Annotated in this window: 21 protein-coding genes; 16 read left to right on the forward strand and 5 right to left on the reverse strand. The window is 40.8% G+C overall.

Going from position 1 to position 20835, the window contains the following annotated elements:
* Positions 1-6: 6 nt before the first annotated feature.
* The gene (locus QT327_RS20315; protein WP_289553874.1) at positions 7-1470 is read left to right on the forward strand and encodes a SusD/RagB family nutrient-binding outer membrane lipoprotein; all 1464 of its coding nucleotides are present in this window, start codon (positions 7-9) and stop codon (positions 1468-1470) included.
* Between the two features lie 78 nt (positions 1471-1548).
* Here the strand turns inward: QT327_RS20315 and QT327_RS20320 are convergent, their stop codons facing one another.
* The 5 genes from QT327_RS20320 to QT327_RS20335 all read right to left on the reverse strand — a co-directional run bounded on the left by QT327_RS20320 (position 1549) and on the right by QT327_RS20335 (position 4335).
* A complete protein-coding gene (locus QT327_RS20320; protein WP_289553875.1) occupies positions 1549-1722 on the reverse strand; it encodes a hypothetical protein in 174 nt (57 codons plus the stop codon).
* Between the two features lie 260 nt (positions 1723-1982).
* Entirely contained in the window at positions 1983-2660 is a 678-nt protein-coding gene (locus QT327_RS20325) for a CpsB/CapC family capsule biosynthesis tyrosine phosphatase (protein ID WP_130856124.1), read from the reverse strand.
* A 149-nt stretch (positions 2661-2809) separates the two neighbouring features.
* Positions 2810-3040 carry a LytR/AlgR family response regulator transcription factor gene (locus tag QT327_RS28325; protein ID WP_354004789.1) on the reverse strand — a complete coding sequence of 77 codons (231 nt, stop codon included), beginning with the start codon at positions 3038-3040 and terminating at the stop codon, positions 2810-2812.
* Entirely contained in the window at positions 3010-3504 is a 495-nt protein-coding gene (locus QT327_RS20330) for a response regulator (RefSeq protein ID WP_289553877.1), read from the reverse strand. Before QT327_RS20330 ends, QT327_RS28325 begins: the two co-directional genes overlap by 31 nt.
* The gene (locus QT327_RS20335; protein WP_130856126.1) at positions 3505-4335 is read right to left on the reverse strand and encodes a sensor histidine kinase; all 831 of its coding nucleotides are present in this window, start codon (positions 4333-4335) and stop codon (positions 3505-3507) included.
* 387 nt (positions 4336-4722) lie between these two features.
* Between QT327_RS20335 and QT327_RS20340 the strand changes: the two genes are divergently transcribed.
* From QT327_RS20340 to QT327_RS20410, 15 genes are all read left to right on the forward strand, one after another.
* On the forward strand, positions 4723-6138 hold the full coding sequence (locus QT327_RS20340) for an undecaprenyl-phosphate glucose phosphotransferase (protein WP_289553879.1): 1416 nt from the start codon (positions 4723-4725) through the stop codon (positions 6136-6138).
* A 746-nt stretch (positions 6139-6884) separates the two neighbouring features.
* The gene (locus QT327_RS20345; RefSeq protein WP_013665222.1) at positions 6885-7076 is read left to right on the forward strand and encodes a hypothetical protein; all 192 of its coding nucleotides are present in this window, start codon (positions 6885-6887) and stop codon (positions 7074-7076) included.
* A gap of 401 nt (positions 7077-7477) precedes the next feature.
* Complete coding sequence (locus QT327_RS20350; protein WP_289553881.1) at positions 7478-7969, forward strand: cupin domain-containing protein; 492 nt, start codon at positions 7478-7480, stop codon at positions 7967-7969.
* A 37-nt stretch (positions 7970-8006) separates the two neighbouring features.
* A complete protein-coding gene (gene gmd / locus QT327_RS20355; protein ID WP_289553883.1) occupies positions 8007-9107 on the forward strand; it encodes a GDP-mannose 4,6-dehydratase in 1101 nt (366 codons plus the stop codon).
* A 30-nt stretch (positions 9108-9137) separates the two neighbouring features.
* Positions 9138-10583, forward strand: coding sequence for a lipopolysaccharide biosynthesis protein (locus tag QT327_RS20360; protein ID WP_289553885.1), 1446 nt, complete (start codon positions 9138-9140; stop codon positions 10581-10583).
* A gap of 13 nt (positions 10584-10596) precedes the next feature.
* Positions 10597-11661, forward strand: a complete 1065-nt coding sequence (locus QT327_RS20365; RefSeq protein ID WP_289553886.1) for a nitroreductase family protein — start codon at positions 10597-10599, stop codon at positions 11659-11661.
* Between the two features lie 7 nt (positions 11662-11668).
* A complete protein-coding gene (locus QT327_RS20370) occupies positions 11669-12814 on the forward strand; it encodes a polysaccharide pyruvyl transferase family protein (protein WP_130856132.1) in 1146 nt (381 codons plus the stop codon).
* 25 nt (positions 12815-12839) lie between these two features.
* The gene (locus QT327_RS20375) at positions 12840-13778 is read left to right on the forward strand and encodes a glycosyltransferase family 2 protein (protein WP_289553888.1); all 939 of its coding nucleotides are present in this window, start codon (positions 12840-12842) and stop codon (positions 13776-13778) included.
* A gap of 4 nt (positions 13779-13782) precedes the next feature.
* Positions 13783-14580: a glycosyltransferase family 2 protein gene (locus QT327_RS20380; protein ID WP_130856134.1), complete on the forward strand. Its 798-nt coding sequence runs from the start codon at positions 13783-13785 to the stop codon at positions 14578-14580.
* Between the two features lies 1 nt (position 14581).
* Positions 14582-15748, forward strand: coding sequence for a glycosyltransferase (locus QT327_RS20385; protein ID WP_130856135.1), 1167 nt, complete (start codon positions 14582-14584; stop codon positions 15746-15748).
* An 11-nt stretch (positions 15749-15759) separates the two neighbouring features.
* The gene (locus tag QT327_RS20390; protein ID WP_130856136.1) at positions 15760-16911 is read left to right on the forward strand and encodes an O-antigen ligase family protein; all 1152 of its coding nucleotides are present in this window, start codon (positions 15760-15762) and stop codon (positions 16909-16911) included.
* On the forward strand, positions 16911-17987 hold the full coding sequence (locus QT327_RS20395; RefSeq protein ID WP_242627192.1) for a glycosyltransferase: 1077 nt from the start codon (positions 16911-16913) through the stop codon (positions 17985-17987). The genes QT327_RS20390 and QT327_RS20395 overlap by 1 nt, the downstream gene beginning before the upstream one ends.
* Position 17988: 1 nt before the next feature.
* A complete protein-coding gene (locus QT327_RS20400; protein WP_207303754.1) occupies positions 17989-19152 on the forward strand; it encodes a glycosyltransferase in 1164 nt (387 codons plus the stop codon).
* Entirely contained in the window at positions 19145-19723 is a 579-nt protein-coding gene (locus tag QT327_RS20405) for a WcaF family extracellular polysaccharide biosynthesis acetyltransferase (protein ID WP_130856138.1), read from the forward strand. Before QT327_RS20400 ends, QT327_RS20405 begins: the two co-directional genes overlap by 8 nt.
* A gap of 282 nt (positions 19724-20005) precedes the next feature.
* Complete coding sequence (locus QT327_RS20410; RefSeq protein WP_130856139.1) at positions 20006-20830, forward strand: glycosyltransferase family 2 protein; 825 nt, start codon at positions 20006-20008, stop codon at positions 20828-20830.
* Positions 20831-20835: the final 5 nt, after the last annotated feature.

A 20835-nucleotide genomic window follows, 5' to 3' on the forward strand; every position in this document is an offset into this window, starting at 1 on the left:
TGACTGATGAAACTAAAACCGTATATCAAAACATTGGCTATTGTATCCTTTTTAGGGATGAACGCCTGTACAAAAGACTTTGAAGAAATTAATACCGATCCTAATAAGTTGGAGGTGGTATCACCAGGTAGTATGCTTACCCCCGTTATCTACAACATGAGCACTTATTTTACCGAGCAGAGCTACAACTTTGATTGGCAGATGATGCAGGTATGCATTCCCCATCCAAGCGTTTCTAATGGGATTCACCGTTATGACTTGAATGAAAATTCAGGAAATGGAACTTGGAATACGTGTTATAAGTGGATGGCCAATATTAGGGAGATGGAAACTGCAGCCGACAATTACAATTTACCTGTCTACAGAGCTGTAGCGGCTACCTTAAAGGCCTATATAATGGGGATCCTCACCGACAGTTTCGGAGATGTCCCTTTTTCTGAGGCAATGAAGGCAGCTGAAGGGATCAGTCAACCACGCTTTGATACACAACAGGAAATTTATGAAAACCTTATTGCACAATTAGAAGAGGCGAATACCATTTATGCGACAGATGACTCCAAGATGTTTGGAGAGGATCTGCTTTATAGTAACGATAAGACGAAGTGGCAGCGCTTTAATAACTCCTTGTTGATGCGTTTATTGCTGCGCATGTCTAAAAGAACGGAAATGAATAGCTATGAACGGTTGCAAACAATAATCGATAATCCGGATCAATATCCGGTGTTCACGAGCAATGCTGAAGCTGCCTTTGTAACCATTACAGGAAATTCCCCTTACGATTATGCTTGGGGCAGAAGGCAGGATTATGCCAATGCTAAGGCTATGGCATCCTTCTTTGTCGATTTACTAAACGCACAAGAAGATCCGAGGCGTGGCTTGTTTATGACAGGAGCCAGCCGTTTAGAAGGGGGTAAGCCCGTCGATATCGGTTGCAAAGGCGTAACCGCCGCCCATTCCGGTGACGCCTCACAATTCAATTTCAATCCAAGTCAGCCGAATGCCGACCTCATGGTTTATACCACTTTGGGGACGGAGATTATTGAAGTGATGATGAGTTATGCCGAGGTGGAGCTTATTAAAGCGGAAGTAGCTTTGGAACGGGGAGATTTAAATGCGGCAAAAGCAGCTTACGAAAAAGGTGTTGCTGCAGGGATCACCCAGTGGAAAAATGGTGTTATGCCCCAAGGCTATCTAAGTCATCCCATGGTAGCATTCAATGGAACGATGAAGCAGTTGATGGAACAAAAGTATATTGCACTATTTTATAATGATTATCAGCAGTGGTTTGAGTATAGGCGAACCGGTTATCCGGAACTTCCGAAAACGGAGTATATGCTACATGATGGCGTCATGCCAACCCGTTTCATGTATCCAACAGAAATTCGCAGATCAAATCCAACGAATTACCAGGAAGCGGCTAATCGGATTGGCGGTGATAATATAATGACGAAAGTTTGGTGGGATAGATAAAAAAATAACTGATCGTATCAAAACAAAGGCGAGGCCCTAATCACTATGTTAGCGCCTCGCCTTTGTTTTATAGCTCTTTTATTGTCTTTCCTGTGAACGCCGATTATCGACGGGTACTTTATAGTATACCTCGCCGTCATTGTTCAATGCATTCAGTGATTTGACGAGGCTATCGACTTCGGTAGCCAATACGTTTTCCATCACCAGCGTCACGACCCCATGATGACGCATGAAAATGTTAAATAACATCATGTTAACTTATTTATACACAACGCACAGCAGGGATTCTTGTTGTATTGGTAAGATTCGGTATCACAAAGCTTTTATATCATTGAAAGAACCCCTCTCTATAGGTTTTAGAATCAAAGGTAGCGGATAATTTCGAAATATGAAATACCTACAAATTAGGAAATAAAAAGTTGTGCCGGTTTTGATCGGCAATATGAAGGTAGTGAATTTTCAAAGCGATGATCATAGGGCCATGATCACCGCCGTTGTTCAGGTATTCTTGGTTAAATAATTTCTTTGTTTTTTATGCAGGCTGACTGCAACTGTTTCATTAATTTCTTTGAGTGAAAAAGTTCATTGATCATTTGTTGGTCATCGGTATTCCGTGCCCCAGATCCTACAAAACTTACACGTTCTTCTTTAAATAATTTCTGTGCTACACGCTTTGCGTCGACCCCATTAGATCCAGCTAAGGAAAGTAAATCACTTTCATATAGGCATCCTTGCAAGTGAAGGCGTGTTATATTCCGATAGTTATCTTGCAAGCAGGCGTATTGCTCTGTCTTAGCCAGTACCGGTTGCAGGCCTTTACCGGTGAGATAAGCGACAACATCTTCCAGATCGCGGCTTAAAATATCTGCCGGTGCCTCTAGCAGTACATAATTTTTTCCAAAAGTCTCTAATTTTTCTTGTTGAAGAAGGGCTCCGTCCGTATCCAAACGATAAAGCCTAATTGAATGTATTGGCAAGGCGCTGTTAAACGTTTTAGCATCTATAGCATCCTGACTCACAGCTCCGAAGATGCAAGCATAGCCAGCGTTTTTCAGTTCTTCGGTTACATCAGTGCTATTGAAATAGCCGAAACTTGGTTTCAGTAAATCAATATGTATATCGGCAGCGAGTATGCTTCCAACCCTATTGCCTGTATACGTTGCTGATTGAGTTGGTAAAATTGAAAACATCCTTATATAATTTATACAATACTTGTGATATAATGTATAAATATAATCGTATTTGCTCAACTCGTTTCGCAAGTGTTTTCGTTTTGTGTCTAAATGACGTATTTCTGTGTGTAAACTGATGGATATTTGTTCAGTTTGTTAGGAATATGCTAAACAATCAATAAATTTGATTTGATATCCGCAAAGTAAGTCCGACCTATCGGTATACCGGTGCCATCTTTCAGCTTTAGTTCCAATTGGTTAAAAGAATGAATATGAGAACGATTGACGAGGTACGACTTATGTACGCGTAAAAAAGGGTGTCCTGCCGGTAATTTAGCTTCGAATTCCTTTAAATTTTTTCGAAGGGCTACTCGTCTGGTGCCAATCTGCAATTCCACATAATTACCATTGCCTTGATAAAAACTAAGTCCTTTAACGATACGTGATGTTTATTTCGACCCATAGGTAGAAACAAGCTTGGTTCGTCTGTTTTTTGAAAATGACTCATGGCAATCTCGATGGCAGCATATAAGTCAATCTTGGTAAAAGGTTTGATAAGGTAACCGTAAGGCCGTGTATCTTTTGCGTTTTCGATCGTGGCGGGTTCCGCGTGTGAGGTCGTAAAAATGAACGGTATACCCTTAATGCGTAACACGCGAGCCACATCAATACCGCTTCGTGCACTGCGTATGCCAATGTCTAAAAGCACGAGATCCGGCGTTTTTTCTTTTACGAAGCTTAATGCTTCCTCGTAATCAGCCGCTATACCACATACGGTGTAACCAACTTCTTCGAGCATTTCCTGCATGTCCAATGCAATGATCATCTCGTCTTCAACTATAAGAATTCGTAAATTTTGCATCTATGTACTTCTGAAATTAATTTTAAAAATGGAGGCTTCGTTAAATTCGTAATGGATCGTTCCCTGTAGTTGTTTTGTAAGGTTGGTTAGCAGGCGTAGGCCCATGGTACCTGTTTGTTCCCAATTGATGCCCGAAGAAATGCCCGGGCCGTTGTCACTGTAATACAAACGATAGTACCCTGCTTCTGTGGGCGTAACCTGGATGGTTACTTGTAGGTGTTCATCTTCTTGTCTCGCATATTTAATTGAATTGGTAATCAGTTCGGTAATCAGTAAACCATACGGTATGATAACATCAGTTTTTACTTTAGCCGCACAGATATTGATTTTTTTTTGTATTTGTTCTTGTCCGCTATAACTCTTTACGATGTAATGGACTAAATCTTTCGTATAATTTGCTAAATCAATGGTGTCATGCAAATTGTCAGTGTATAGCTTTTGGTGCACTAAAAGCATCGATTGAAGTCGCACGGCGCTATCGTGAAGGGCTTTTTTTACTTCGGGGTGCTTACTTGTACGTATGTGCATGTTCAATAAAGAGGACGCAAACTGTAGATTATTCTTGACGCGATGATGTGTCTCGTTTATGAACAGCTCGTGCGATTCTGTTTTGTTGCGTAAAGCCTGATAACGTTCGTCCAACTCAGCATATTCTCGCTTTAGCCTGTGAATACGTTGTCTATTTTTGTGCCGGCTAATAAAAAAGATACTCACAACGGTGAGAACAATGCCAAGGATACCGAAAAAGCCGGCGTCCAAAAGTGCAAACATACCCTTCATTCGCATGGGAATAGGCTTTTTAGGAATATCACTGATTAAAAATGGTATCACAATATCTCTTTCTTTTAGACGTGAAAAAAGCAAAATTCTCTTAGTGGTAAAGAACGTATTGCCTGTTTGCTGAGTATCTTATTTGCAAATTCGCTATTAAATATTAAAAATCATGCCAATATTTTTAATTTTCCACTCGATTTCTTTTTAAAAAATGTAAAAATGTCTTGTTGCGTTTAAAATCGCTTTTTCTTGCTGATATTAAATTTATATTAATTGTGTTAACTCTATGTTTTTGTGCATTTAAGTTGGTTTTTTTCACGATTTTATGAAAAATATGTATGCAATATGGCCTTTTCTTGAATTTTATTTACCGGTATGATGTTTGTTGAGCGCATTTCACAGGAATAAACATTTTTGTTAAATTTTTCTCGTAATTTCCCTTTTATGGATTTAAGCAGCCGTTACCTCTTTCATTTTACACACGTAGTTACCGATTTTTTCTTTATTATCCTTTCCTTTTTACTTGCTGTTCGATTTAGTAACTACGAGTATTTTTATCAGCTGAGCCTTTATGATGCGGGATTTCTACTTTTTTTGCTTTGTGGGTGGTACTTTACCGCTCGTTCCAATCGATTATATGAAGATAAGATCCAGGAAAACCAGATGCGTGAGCTGTTTAAAACAGCTAATACGATTTTATGGCAGGTGATGTTGGTGATTTTGTTCATTTTTGCTGTAAAGGAAAATGACTATTCGCGAACTTTTGTTGTGATCTATGGCTGTCTGGTTGCTTTCTTCATACCTTTCAGTAAGATTCTGCTTAAGAAGATCTATTTGATGGTATTTCGCCATGGCTACTTACGCCGTCGTGCACTCGTGATCGGAGGAGGAGAGCATGGTCAGCAATTTTGCAGGTATATCAAAGAAAATAAGTATTACGGCTATGAAGTGGTGCGCCATATTCAGGGCGCCTTGACTTTTTCCCAGCCAGCCCAAAGCTTTGGAGAGCGTATGTTGATGGTGGGAGGGCAACCCTTAGGGGATATCAATGACATTGATGAGGTGTTTATTGCAGATGGTCCGGAAACCTCTTATAATACGAAAGAAATCGCTTCTGCCTTAAGTGCCCACGCGGTAAGACTTCGCATTATTCCGGATGTCTTTCAAATGAGTAACTCGGGGATGTATACTTTTAGCATGATTGGCGGTTTTCCGTTGTTAAGCGTACGGAATGAGCCATTGGAAGATATTTATAATCGGGCGGCAAAAAGAGCCTTTGATATTTTCTTTAGTTTGTTTGTGCTCGTCTTTGTATGCTCCTGGCTGTTTCCTCTTATCGCCATTCTCATTAAATTGGGATCGGAAGGCCCCGTGTTTTACAAACAAGAACGCTGGGGTAAACGCAACCGACCTTTTCTCTGTTATAAATTCAGATCAATGTATGTGAAGGCGCCTGATACCAATCAGGCCGGTAAATTTCAACAGGCGCAAAAGAACGATCCCCGGATTACGCCGATCGGGCGTTTCCTTCGTAAAACGAGCTTAGATGAATTTCCACAATTCCTAAATGTACTTTGGGGCGAAATGTCGGTGGTAGGACCTCGCCCGCACGCTTCGCTGATGAATGTCGAATCTACCTATATTGTAAAAAACTACCTGGTAAGGCATCAGGCCAAACCCGGTATTACGGGATGGGCTCAAGTGAACGGACTACGCGGAGAATCCGGAAATCCGAATCTATTAAAAGCGCGGATTGAACATGATATCTGGTATATCGAACACTGGACTTTTTTGCTTGATTTGAAAATTATTTTCTTAACCTTCTGGCGAATGATTATCGGCGATAAGCAAGCTTATTGATTATTGAACAAGGGAGCTTGTTAGTAGGCGATAGGCTTTAAGCAATAAGCTATAGGCGATGAGTGGTGAGTGATGAGTGATGAATGATGAGTAATAAGCTATAAGGCTTGTACTGCTGTTATTCATCACTTACAACGCGCAATTACACTAACTACTGAACGACTTAACTATTTAACGACTCAACTACTGAACGACTCAACTACTCCCTAACTAGTGAACAAGGGAGCTTGTTAGTAGGCGATAGGCTGTAAGCAATAAGCTATAGGCGATGAGTGGCGAGTGATGAGTTATGAATGATGAGTAATAAGCTATAAGGCTTGTACTGCTGCTGCTATTCATCACTTACAAGTAGCAATTACACTAACTACTGAACGACTTAACTATTTAACGACTCAACTACTGAACGACTCAACTACTCCCTATTACGTAAAACATAGGACTTAAAACTTACAACTCACAGAACATGATTCCTCATACTCATAATTGAACCATTGGTACACATTTGTATGATTATATTTCGTTGATTGTGATGGTTTTATCCATATTTGCCTTTGGAAAATAAAGATTTTTTATTTTAGGATCAAGGTATTCGCCAATTACACCTGATATCATCTGTACGTTAAAAAATGTTAAAACGCATTGTTTTATCCAAAAATATCTAGTGCTAGGTATATATATGAAAAAGATTATTATGTACATTTGTGCCGTAAAAAACAACTGTAAGTACCTAATTGTAAAATTGTTAAATGAATAGTAAAAGTAATGCACCGGCCTTATTGAGGCAAGGACCGAGGCTTCCGTTGAGCGAGAGAGGGCGCTCTGGAAGCAATAGTAAGAAACGAGAAATAATTATTGAAGTGTCGCGGCAATCTCCTTTCATGCCTGTATATGATGATTTTGAAATCAACGATGGTTATCTGACTTTATTTGCGAAATAATTATAGATTAGATTTTTACTTATACCAATCTTTGGACGCGACTGGGTCTACTAGACCCATAGACATAAATTTGAGGCTTGTTTCCAATTTAGTTATCAAAAATTGGAAGCAGGCTTTTTATTTTTAGCGTGTTCAGGCTATAAACCTTCCCCTTTTCTTCTGTACATATTTACACAATATTGTGTAGTTCGTACACAAGTGCCTTATGGCTTTTTGTTTACTGTCATTTTGCGTAGTATTTTCGAAATAAATCAATCAGTTGATCATTTGCTTAACTTTTATTTAACAAACGATCTTGTTTTTTGATAAATATTCATTTATAGCTTGTGCTTAATCTGTGCTCATTTGAGCAAGTTGGCGCATATTAAGGACAGAATTGAAAAATATAGCCCGTTTCTATCATGCGCATCTCATACAAAGCTGATTTTTTCGAGGAAGTTAAAAGGAAAATAACGTCTCAGGGCTTTCGGATTGTTGGTCTTGATCATTCGCAGCCATGGGGCGGTTCATTAATGATCGACGAAAGCCAGGCACAACGCTTCGCCGACCTGTTTTTTCAAGAGGTTATACAGTCTCAAGAGAAAAAGGCAGCTCATCCCTCCAAGCCCAAAGTATTGGTTATTGAACCAAAGCAAGCTATTGCTTGGCAATATCATCAACGTAGGGCCGAATGGTGGCAAGTGATTGTAGGCGAAGTAGGCGTGATTACGAGTGATGATGATGAAGAAAGAAGGCTATTGGTTAAACAGTCAAAAGATATCATCGAGCTGAGACCGGGAAAGCGACACCGCTTGGTAGGATTAGACGACTGGGCTGTTATCGCACAACTTTGGAACCATGTGGATGTTCAGTATCCTTCGGATGATGCAGACGTAATACGATTGAAATTATAGCTCATAGGAGTGAAATAATATAAAAACAATGTAACATATGAAGACAGCATTAATTACTGGTGTAAATGGGCAAGATGGAGCCTATCTTGCAGAACTTTTATTAGAGAAAGGCTACATGGTGCATGGTGTTAAACGCCGTTCGTCATTGATCAATACCGATCGTATCGACCATCTTTATCAAGACCCACACAGCGAAAATGTGCGCTTTAAGTTGCATTATGGCGACATGACAGATAGCACCAACCTGATTCGTATTATTCAGGAAACGCAACCCAATGAAATTTACAATTTAGCGGCGATGAGCCATGTAAAAGTGAGTTTTGATACGCCGGAATATACTGCTAACGCCGATGGTATCGGTACCTTGCGTATTTTAGAGGCCATCCGTATTCTTGGTCTAGAAAAGAAAACACGCATTTACCAAGCTTCGACCTCTGAACTATATGGTTTAGTGCAAGCAGTACCGCAAAGCGAAACCACACCCTTTTATCCACGGAGCCCTTACGCCGTAGCTAAGTTATATGCTTATTGGATTACGGTGAATTATCGTGAAGCATACAATATGTACGCCTGCAACGGAATCCTGTTTAACCACGAGAGCCCCTTACGTGGTGAGACGTTTGTGACGCGGAAAATCACACGAGCGGTGGCGGCTATTTCTCTAGGCCTGCAGGACAAGATGTTCTTAGGCAATTTGGATGCGCGCCGCGATTGGGGCCATGCCAAGGACTATGTAAAAGCAATGTGGCTTATCCTACAACAAGAAAAAGCGGAAGATTATGTTATTGCAACCGGAATTACCACACCGGTGCGTGATTTCGTAAAAATGGCTTTTGCGGAAGTGGGCGCCGAAATAGAGTTTAAAGGTGAAGGTGTAAATGAAAAAGGATTTGTCAAGTCACTAAGCAATCCGGAATATGATGCTTTACAGATAGGGCAAGAGGTAGTATCTGTAGATCCGGCTTATTTCCGTCCGACGGAGGTTGAGTTATTGATCGGTGATCCGACTAAGTCGAAAACAAAATTGGGCTGGGAGCCGGAATATGATTTATCTGCTTTGTGCCGCGAAATGGTGGCTTCGGATATCGAGGTGTTTAAAAAGGACAATAAAACGCAGTGGGAGCACTTGGCGGGTTAGTATATAAAGTGATTAGATGAAAGACGCTTAATGAATAATGCGAAAAAACTCGTAGCAAAAGGTGTTTTTTGGACGGGCATACAAATGGTGGTTAATCAAGGATTTGGTTTTATCATTCGTTTGGTATTGGCGAAACTCTTGTTCCCGGAGCAATTCGGTATCGTAGGAATGGCAACTGTGTTTACGGGATTTGTTCAGGTGATGAACGACTTAGGCATAGGAGCTGCGCTTGTCCAAAAAAAGGATGAGACATTGAGCGATGAGCACTTTCACACAGCATTTTGGACGGGTTTCGGATGGTCATTATTCATTTATCTGATCATTTGCTTTGCTGTAGCGCCATTAGCCGCTATGTTTTATAGTGAACCTATCTTGAAGTCACTTATTCCTGTAATCGGTTTGGGGGTACTATCAAGTCCGATCAATTTGGTTAATAAGGCTCAATTAACAAAGCGCATGGATTTCAAAAAAATTGCGTTTATTGATAATACATCGAACATTCTTTCAGGATGTCTTTCTCTCGGCCTTGCATTTTCCGGAGCGGGTGTGTGGTCGTTGGCCTTTAACTCGGTAGCTTCAATTATTGTAGCGATTCCGCTTTATTTTAAAGCAACCGGATGGAAGCCCAGATTTATTTGGAATAAGCAAGCTTTTCACGATATCTTCGGTTTTGGTATCTATACGACGGGGACTAATGTGCTTAATTATCTAATTAACAATGTGGACTATCTGTTAATAGGAAAGTTATTAAGCGCACAGCTGCTTGGTGCTTATACATTTGCCTTCATTCTTACTGATACATTTCGGAGCAGGCTTATGGCCGTCATCAACAATGTAATGTATCCGCTTTATGGCAAGAAGCAGACAGACCATAAGGCGCTAAAAAGCTACTATTTGAAAGTCATCAATTATAATAGCTTAATTATTTATCCTATTATGACGGCTTTCTGTGCGCTGGCTGAACCTATAATTCTTGTATTCTTTGGCGACAAGTGGGAAATGGCTATTGAGCCACTTCGCATTTTAGCCATCGCGGTGATGTTCCACATGATGGTTAATAGCAATACGGCGCTGATTAGAGGAGTCGGTAGGCCTGGCTTGGAAATGAAACTTCAATTGGTAAAGGCAGTTATATTCTTACCCATGCTGTTAGCAGGCATCTATTACTATGGAATTATTGGGGCTGCTTGGGCGATACTATTGAACAAAGTGATAGCAGTATTAATTGCCCAGTATACCTTTAATAAGCTACTGGCAATTAAGGTAAGCACCAAAGAGTTTTTAGTAGCCATTAAAGACCCGTGGATTGCGTCGTTATTGGCTTATCTGGTGTCAAAAACCACATTTACCCTACTGGGTTGGCCCTTTGTTGTATCGGCATCCTTACTGATGTTGACTTATATGTTGGTTATTTGGTTGCTCATGGGAAATGAGATTCGTCTACAAATCAATCAACTCAAATTAATGAAGAAATAATAGAAGAATAGCTATGATGAAGGCCCTAAAAGCACCTATTAAACGAATGATCAAAGAGACAATACCGATCTATTGTGCTCGATCAAAAAAATTATCTGTTCTTTATTATCTGCTGTTTGATAAATCTTTTGCCCGAGAAAGCCAAGCTGTATTAGCTGGAAGAGTGAAACATGTAAAGGAGGCGAAGGAAATCAAAGCAAACTACTTTTTATTAGTACGCAATACGCACCGGATTGAAAAGGGCTTATTGATGCGTCCTCGCAGGGCCGTTTTTGGAAAGGATTATATTGAAGAGACGATTGATAGCTTTGAAGGAATTTGCAAATTGCAATCTACGACGGATACAAATTTACAATTGAAGTGGTTTAAGGACGTCTTGTCCGCCTATTTCGAGTCTGCAGGCGAAGAAGACCCCTTCGTCTATAAGTTGGGGCAACGCTATCACCGCATTCTTCAAGAGTGTATGCCGCCTACGAATATACCAGACGGAAAAGCGGAAGCAAAGTCCGTTCCCTATGTCCGTTTGGAAGAACATCGGAGTAACATTTCCTTTGAGGATTTTTATCAATTGTGCCGTCAACGTCGATCCGTTCGTTGGTTTTTAGACACACCCGTTCCACGGGAAATGATCGATAAGGCGATTCTAGCGGCTAATCAAGCACCGAGTGCTTGTAATAGGCAGCCATTTGAATTTCGCATTTTTGATGAGGCCCAGCTGGTAAAGGAAGGGATTAATTTACCTATGGGAACCAAAGGGTACGGTCATTCGATACCTGTCTTTATTGTTTTGGTGGGAAATCTGGATGCCTATTTTGATGAAAGAGACCGTCATGTAATGTATATTGATGCTTCTTTGGCTTCTATGTCCTTTATGTTGGCTCTAGAAACTATGGGTTTAAGCAGCTGCGCTATTAACTGGCCGGATATTGAAAGTCGTGAACAAAAAATGGATAAATTTTTAATGTTGAAGCCTTATCAACGTGCGTTGATGTGTATGGGAGTCGGCTACCCTGATCCGGAAGGTTTGGTGGCTTTTTCGGAAAAAAGACCGTTGGACCAAATTCGTAGATATAATTAATAGACACATGATAATCGAATTACGTGGGGTTGAATTCCACAATAAAGGTGCCGAATTGATGCTACATGCCATTATGGATGTTGTTAAAAAACAAATTCCTGATGTGGTTTTCGTTATGGAGAAACGGCCTAGTGCAACAATTAAACAACAACGTAGCTTGGGTATTTATACCAAATTGAACGTGAAGAAATATGGGATAGACTCGGCTAAGTGGGGTCGATTTATGCCAAAATTCCTGATGCGCAGTTTAGGTTTTGTTCACGAAAAGGACATTCAGGCTGTGCTTGATGGTTCGGGGTTCGCGTTTGGCGATTTTTGGGGCGAAAAAAAGGCGGGTGAACGTTTGGCAAATCATATTGAAAAGTGGAAAAGGCAAGGGAAAAAAGTCATTATGCTGCCACAAGCTTTTGGAGCATTCGAGAATCCTGCATTACAACAGAAAATGCGAATTATTTTAGATCAAGCCGATCTGGTCTTCGCACGCGATCAATATTCACTTGCTTATTTGAATGGTTTGCAGGTGTCAACCGATCGAATACACCTTAGACCGGATTTTACCAATCTGATCAAAGGAAAGGTACCCGATTATTTTAATCCGAAGGAAACGGAAGTGGCCATCATTCCTAATAATAAACTGTTGGAGTCCAATATTTTTACACACCGTGGTCAATACCTGGAACGTTTACATGATCTAGTCGTATTGATTGAAAGGCATGGTAAGATCCCTTTTTTCCTTATTCACGAAGGAAAAAAAGACCTGCAGCTTGCGGAGGATGTGAATACTCAATTCAGTAAAACCGTCAAAATTATCAAAGAAGATGACCCGCTTAAAGTGAAAGGAATTATTGGCGCCTGTAAAGGTGTTGTCACATCAAGGTTTCACGGCCTGGTTAGTGCACTTTCTCAAGCAGTACCTTGTCTTTGCATTGGGTGGAGTCATAAATATCAAGCCTTAATGGAAGATTACAATTTCAAGGAGGGCGGAATTGGAAAAGAGGACATGGATTTGGAGTCGCTCGAAGCTAAAATCTCATTGATTTTGGATGAGAAGAGCGCTGCTATATGCAAGCAGACATTAGCAGACGCAGGTGCGAAGCAAAAGGAACTATCGAAGCAGATGTGGGAGCAGGTGTTTTACGTACTAAGGAATTGATAAAATAAGCAGATAAAGCTATCGTATGGAAATCGCAGTCATTATACCGGTATACAATGCTGAAGCCTATGTGGCAGATGCAGTACAGTCTGCCTTACAGTTTGAGGAAGTGAAAGAGGTCATTCTTATTGAGGACTGCTCACCGGACAATGCTTTGGCCGTATGTAAGGAGTTGGAAAGACAACATGAACGGGTTAAGCTTTATCAGCACGAAAATGGCATAAATAAAGGAGCCGGCGCATCTCGAAATCTTGGCATACAGAAGGCTACTTGTCCCTATATCGCTTTTTTGGACGCTGATGATCTGTTTTTAACGAATCGCTTTGATGCTGAACGGGAGTATTGGCAGGAGGGAAAAGATTTCGACGCCATGTATGGGGCCTTAGGTATTCACTTTTACTCGCAAGAGGCTCAAGAGAAATATGCCAGCCATTTCTCATCGAAGTTTACGGTGGTGCGGAATTTTAAGGCAGGCGAGTCCATGTTCGAAGAACTGCTTGGTATCAATGAGAAACGTAGAGGGCACATTCATTTGGATACGCTTACTGTAAGAAAAGTAGTTCTTGCTCGAATGCCGATGCACTTTCAGGAAAATTTGCGATTACATCAAGACTATGAATTTACTATCCGATTGGGCTATTACGCACAGGTCGTTCCCGGCATTCTTGCCCAGGCGATCGCTACTAGAGGTGTCCATTTGGAAAATCGGTATACGAAGGTGGGGTTTAAGGAGAAAAAGTACTACCGTAACCAGTTACTCGTATGGGAAGCGTTAGATCGATGGGCCCAGGAAGAAGGTTTGGCTGCTCGATATAAGCAATTTATCGCCCGAAAAATTTACGCATATAAAATAGCTGGTTCCTATTTCTTCAGTGCTTGGTCACTCTTTTTGAAATACTTATTGAAGGAGCGGCAAGTATTAAAAGAGTATAGAATTTATTATAGAACTATGTTGAATCGTTAGCCTTATGACGAAAGATATGATAAAAAAGCCATTAGTATCTATTATAGTACCCGTATATAATCGAGCAGATTTTATCGGTGTTACTTTAGAGAACCTCGTGGCAAATCAATATCGCCCATTGGAAATAATACTGGTAGACGATGGCTCTTCGGATACGTCGCTTTCTGTGCTTGAGCGGTTTAGGGAAAGCCAGCAGAACGAGCTCTTTACAGTAAAAGTTTTTACGCAGTCAAACCAGGGAGCGCCCGCTGCTCGGAATTATGGTTTTTTACAGGCTAAGGGGGCTTTTATTCAATTTTTGGACAGCGATGATTTAATTGACACGAATAAGTTCTCCGAGCAGATCCACAGCATGGAGTTAGAAAGTGCCGACTTCGGCCTCTGTGATTTTCAAATGATCTATGTAGATACAAATGAGCAGGTTTATCATTCCAATGCCCATAAGTTAAAGAAAGTACTTAAAACACACGGTTCTTTCGGTTGTGGCTCACCTTTACTCAGAAAAGACTTAGCTGATAAGATTAGCTGGAATGTGCGATTGAAAAGAAATCAAGACGTTGATTATTTCCTCAAAGCTGCCCTTATGTCGATGCGTATTGCCTATGTGCCAAAAGCACTTTATACCTATGTGAGGCATAGCAGCGACCGAATTTCTGCTTCTTACAGTAAAACATCGCCAGTATATGACGAACGTATACGGTCTCTCAGGCAGTTGTTTGGCAGAATACCGAATAAATTCCATGCAGCCATCGCATTAATGAACTTGTATTTAAGCTTATTCAAATTCAAATTAACAAGATAGTATGGTGAAATTATTCTTCGATATTATGATTACGGGGCATCACGTAGAATATATTGACCATATGGTGAATTATCTTCGAGAAAAAGAAGATGGGCACAACTACGTTTTTGTGGTACACCCTCAATTTGAAGAACGCTTTCCTGAAATTGCGATTAAGATAAAAGAAGCGCGCAATTTGCGCCTTGTCTGTGTTAGTCTACATGAATTTGAGAAAACCCAAGGTCGAGGGCTGGTGAAAATGTCTTTTAATACTTATCGGTTAGCCCATCGATATGCTTTACAAGTAGGGGCGGATCATGTCTGCTTTCTCTATTTCAATTTATTGCAATTACCATTAATCTTTTACACGCCAAGCTACAGCGTAAGTGGTATCCTATTCCTTCAATTTTATCGTATGCATCGAGGAAGCTTAAAGGAGCGGATTAAATATTTGCGCAAATATTTAATTACCAAAGGTTATACAGGAAACAAAAAAGTGAATCGTGTTTTTGTTTTGAACGATGAACAAACAGTTTCTTTTCTGAATAGGAAATTTAAAACTTCCATTTTTAAGACGTTGGCTGACCCTATTCCAAACATAGAACCGTTGGAAGCTTTCAGTGTGTATGAACATTATGGTATTTCGAAAGATCGCCAAATATACTTACATATTGGAAGTTTGAGTGACCGGAAAGGAACGATCGAATTTGTGAACTCCGCCACCTATTTAAAGCCCGAAGTGCAGATGAAAGTGGTGTTTCTATTGGTGGGAAAGGCGGGGAACAGCCAAGAGGAAGAAGAACTTCAATTGGCACTTAATGAGCTTCGCATGAAAACGCAAGTACCTATTATTTGGGATAATCGTTTTGTACCGAATGCCATGATGAAAAGTCTTTTTAACCAGTGTTATGCGGTGGTGATTCCCTATAAAAACGCAGAAGCTTCCAGTGGAATTCTCGGCCATGCCGCTGCTTCCAATAAAATGGTGATTACAACGGGTAAAGGATTATTAAAGGATATTGTTAACACGTATCAACTTGGTCTGTTAGTCGATGAGGTTACGCCGGGGGAAATTGGCAGACAAATTACCGTTGCCAGTGGCCACTATAACTTCGTTAGCAAGGCTCGGGATTTTGTTGAATTGAAAAGCGTGGATCATTTTGCAGCTGAAGTTGAGACTGCTTTATAGTAATATAATATATGGAAGAGAACGGAAATAAATTAGTGATTTACCTCTGTATGATCGGAGTGGTCTTCCTTAGTTCCTTCCGTTCGCCGGATCCGGAGCTAGCACTGGATTATTCCGTTCCCTCCTATATTCAGTTTCTCCAGACACTGTCTGTACCCATCGTGTTGCTTTTGATGCTGTTGAGTATTGGATTTATGTTCCGGGTGCCGACAGAAATGGAAAAAGAAGGTGGGAAATCTTATTTGCCGTATTTTTTTATCTTCCAAGTCATTATTCTGTTAACCGAATTTTCACGGCAGAATAATGCGACGGAGTTTTTGATACGTTTGTTATTCGGTATCATCACCTTTATTTATTTCTTGAAGGTAGTGGCCAATTTGCCCATTTATCGAGCAGAGGGGTTTTCCGTTTTAGCAGCTTTTTTCTGGGGCAGTTTTTTCTTCATCGCATTGAACGTGCTTATACACGTTTCAGGAATAGGGCATGTCATATGGAAAGGCCGATTATTTGGAGTGACGGCTCATCCCAATTTTATGGGAATCTGCGCGTCTATTGAAACGATCCTCGCTTTTGTCTTTTTATGGAAAGAACGGAAGTGGAAGAGACGCTCTATTTTCTTGATAGCTTTTGCAGTGGGTATCTATGCGTGTCTCTTGACAATGTCTCGTACATCCATGCTAGGAGTAGCCACCGGGGTTTTCATTTTCTTCATGGTAGGGATGAAAAATTCATCTTTCAAACCGTTTTTTATGATATTGTTAGCGCTGGTTTCAATGCTGTTGGTGGCTAACCTAACTATGCAGTCGTTGGATTATGCCGATCGGGGAAATACCCGAGAGCAGACGTGGCGCGAACTTTACGAAGATGCCTCTGAATTACCATTGATTGGGAAAGGACGAAGCGGTGCTAGCACAAATGCCTATATGTTTGCCATCGTGGCAGGAGGTGTTTTGGGAGCTGCATTTTTTTTCCGGAGCCTGTTTGGGGTGATGGCTTCAGCTTTTACGGATCTATTAAATACACACAACTTTAAGCGGTTGGCTTTCTTGGCTTTACTGACGTTGATATTGGTGACATCTGTTTTTGAAGGATACCTACTGGATACGGTGAGTATCCCATCCTTTACATATTGGATGTTATTGGCGGTTACTAGACAGTTATAATGGAAAAGAGAATTGCAATTGTGAACCCTTCGGTACCTCATTATAGGGAAGACTTTTATCGCTATATAAAAGAACGATTAGCTTGTGATGTGTTCACTTATGAAGACATGAAAAGTACGAGTAACCGCAATTTCAAAGAGAGCCAGTTGATAACGAAACGCTTGAAAAGTATTAAGTTGAAAAAATTTCTGCTCTTTAATATTTTTCCCTTACTCAGTAAACAGTATCAAACATTAGTGTTGATGTGGGACTTTGCGCAAATCAGTACTTGGTTGCTTTTGATTACGAAACCGCTCCACCGTAAAAAAATTATTCTTTGGGGGCAGGGTATTTCTGTAAAACGCTATCTCGTGGAGGAGGTACATCCAAACCGGCTTTTAATGGCAATGTTGAAGCTGGCAGATGGCGCTTGGGTTTATATGGAAAAAGAGACTGTTCAATGGAAGGCAATTTTTCCCGATAAGGCTATCGTTGCGCTGAACAATACGATCTCCGGTGTTGAAAAGGTTTTGGATACGCACTACGATGTAGATGAATTAAAAGGCATTAAGAAAAAGCATAACATCACGGAGGACATCTTATTGATTTACTGTGCCCGCTTTGATAATCCCTATAGACGTTTTGATTTACTGATTCAAACTATTGAATTGCTGGACCCTCGGAAATATGGCTTTATCATTATAGGTGAAGGCGCTTATAAGCCTGATTTTTTACCTTATAAGAATGTGTATGATTATGGAAAAGTGTATGAAAAGCAACTAAAGGATGAGCTTTTTTCGATTGCCGATATTTATTATCAGCCCGGCTGGATTGGTTTATCGGTTGTTGAAGCCATGGCATATGGAAAGCCAATTTTAACATTTAAACGGAGCGAGGCAGTCTTACAATGTGTGGAGTACCATTATATAGAGCATGATCGGAATGGAATTTTATTAAATAATATCGAGGAGTTAAAAGAGACGCTGTCGAAGCTTATGCAACGAGAACTGATAGCAATGGGCATGCAATCGAAGCGAATTGTCCAGGATAAACTACTTATGGGAAATATGGTGCAAAATGCTTTATCCATCTTATAATATGAGAACAAAAATCTTACATGTTATTTCAACTATGGATCCTAAAGCCGGGGGCGTTAGCCAAGCTGTTAAAACCATGGTAAGGGGACTAAAGTTTTACAATATTTCAAGTGCTATTGTTTCGTTAGATGAGGAAGAGATAAAAAGAGATTATCCGGACTTTGAACTAATTACAATAGGTAAAGGAACAACATCTTGGAATTACCATACTAAATTGATCAGTTGGCTTAAAGAAAATCTGGACGCATACGAAAATGTCATTGTTCATGGTCTCTGGCAGTTTCAATGCTATGCTATCCTGAAAAGTATGCCTGCGGCTACTGCCACGAAAATTTACGTAATGCCCCATGGTATGTTGGATCCTTACTTTCAAAAATCAGCTGGCCGAAAACTGAAAGCCTTTAGAAATCAACTCATTTGGTCGTTGGTTGAAAATCGGCTGATTAAAAAAGCGGAAGGGCTATTATTTACTTGTGAGATGGAAAAGACTTTGGCTCATGAGACATTTAATGGCTATAAGCCCAAAAAAGAACTTGTTGTAGGGTTAGGAGTGGAAAAAGATTTAGAGGAAAATGAGGCAATGGCTAACGAATTTAAGATTGCTTTTCCCCAAGTTACTTCTGATGGTTATTTCTTATTCATTAGCAGAATTCATCCCAAAAAAGGATTGGATTTGTTGGTAAATGCTTATTTAAACCTTAAGCAATCAGGTACGCATTCATTAGCTCCTTTGGTTATAGCCGGGCCGGGTTTGGATACACCTTATGGAAGGGAAATTCGAGAACTGGCAGCTAAAGATCCTGATATCATTTTTACGGATATGTTAACAGGGCGTTTGAAATGGGGTGCCTTTTACGGTTGCGGCGCTTTTGTGTTACCGAGCCATCAGGAGAATTTTGGTATAGCGGTGGTAGAAGCTCTTTCTTGCCAGAAGCCGGTCCTGATTAGCAATCAAGTGAACATATGGCGAGAAATTGAGAGAGAAGGGGGAGGGATCGTGGTGGATAATACACAGAAAGGCGTCGAGCGTTTACTCCATAGCTGGACACACTTAGATCCAAACGAGAAAATAAAAATGGGAAGAAACGCAGAGCGAACATTTCATAAGTATTTTACCGTGGGCATGGCCGCGAAGCGTTTAAAAGAAGCGTTGAATTATGACTAAAGTATATAATAATGATACGTACGTAGGAGCGTCCTTTTCCTTAAGTAACCGTTTGATGCGGGTGCTTTGGAGCCTTGTTTATGCCTTATTATTTAAATATTCGCCCCGACCATTTCATGCTTACCGTGCGGCTATTTTGAGATGTTTTGGCGCTAAAGTAGGTAAAGGAGTGCATGTTTATCCCGGGGTAAAGATTTGGGCCCCATGGAATCTGGATTTGAAGGATGAGTGTGGTATTGCTAGCGGAGCCGAATTATACTCACAAGGGATGATTACAATTGGTTATCGTGCCATCGTGTCGCAGGGTTCTTATGTCTGTACGGGTACGCATGATTATACCAAGGTAGGGCATCCGTTATATACCCTGCCTATTGTTATTTCCGCGCGCGCTTGGGTCGCCGCGGATTGTTTTATACACCCAGGGGTTACTATTGGTGAGGGTGCCGTCATTGGAGCACGTTCAGTAGTTACGAAGGATATGCCCGCATGGATGGTTTGCGCCGGACATCCGTGTAAGCCCTTGAAGGAGCGGGTAATGGTCAATGAGCCAATGGAGCAATTAGCTAATTAGCTTGTTGTAAATCGTTGAGTCGAGAAATTGTTGAGTAGGGCAAGGAATAATGAGCCGATGTGATGATGAGCCAATGTGATAATGAGTTGAAGATTAGTGATTAATAGAGTGTATGAATGATAAACTTGCCTGGTAGGCAGTGTGACTGACAGCTGATGGCTGATAGCCGAAAGCTGATAAATAAACAAGAAATAATGAATAAGCCTACGCTTAAGGCCTAAAGCATACTGCCAAAAGCTATGTGACTAGTGGCCGATAGCCGAAAGCTGAAAGCTGTTAAATATGATTTCTGTACTGATTTTAACTAAGAATGAAGAACAAGATTTGCCAGGATGCTTAGCTTCGGTAGCCTGGTGTGATGATGTCCATGTTTTCGACTCTTTTAGCGAAGATCGTACCGTGGAAATCGCCCGGCAGGCCGGTGCTAAGATTACGCAACGTAAATTTGATAATTGGTCGGCACACCAAAATTGGGGTCTGGCCAATATTCCCTTTAAGTACGCTTGGGTTCTTTATATAGATGCTGATGAGCGGGTATCAACGGGTTTGAGGGAAGCACTCATGGCGTTCGACCAGGAAGGAGATGCAGTGGCTTATGAAATTCAACGACGTGATTTTGCCTGGAACGGCCGTTGGTTAAAACATGCTCAGATATCTCCTTTTTATCTCCGATTTTTTAGACCGGATAAAATGCGCTACGAACGTTTGGTCAACCCGGTGTCTTTGCCGGATGGACCGGTAGGCCGATTACACGGATACCTCGACCATTATCCCTTTAGCAAAGGTTTTCGCTACTGGTTGCAACGGCACTTGAGTTACGCCGATATGGAGGCAGCAATGCGCTTGGAAGACATGGGAAAAGGTACCAACTTCTCGTTACAAAAAGCGCTGTTCAGTAAGGATTTTACAGAAAAGCGCTATCACCAAAAGGGCTTATTCTATAAAATGCCAGGACGCCCATTTATTAAGTGGCTGTATATGGTGCTGTGGAGGAGAGCCTTTCTAGATGGCATAGCGGGAACTACTTATGCTACACTACAGTCTATCTATGAATACTTCATTGTCTTGAAGACAAAGGAGTTAGTGAGTAAACAAAATTCCAAATAGAAATG

Origin of the sequence: Olivibacter sp. 47 (assembly GCF_030372825.1) — a bacterium.
In the GTDB taxonomy this organism is placed as follows: Bacteria; Bacteroidota; Bacteroidia; order Sphingobacteriales; family Sphingobacteriaceae; genus Olivibacter; species Olivibacter oleidegradans.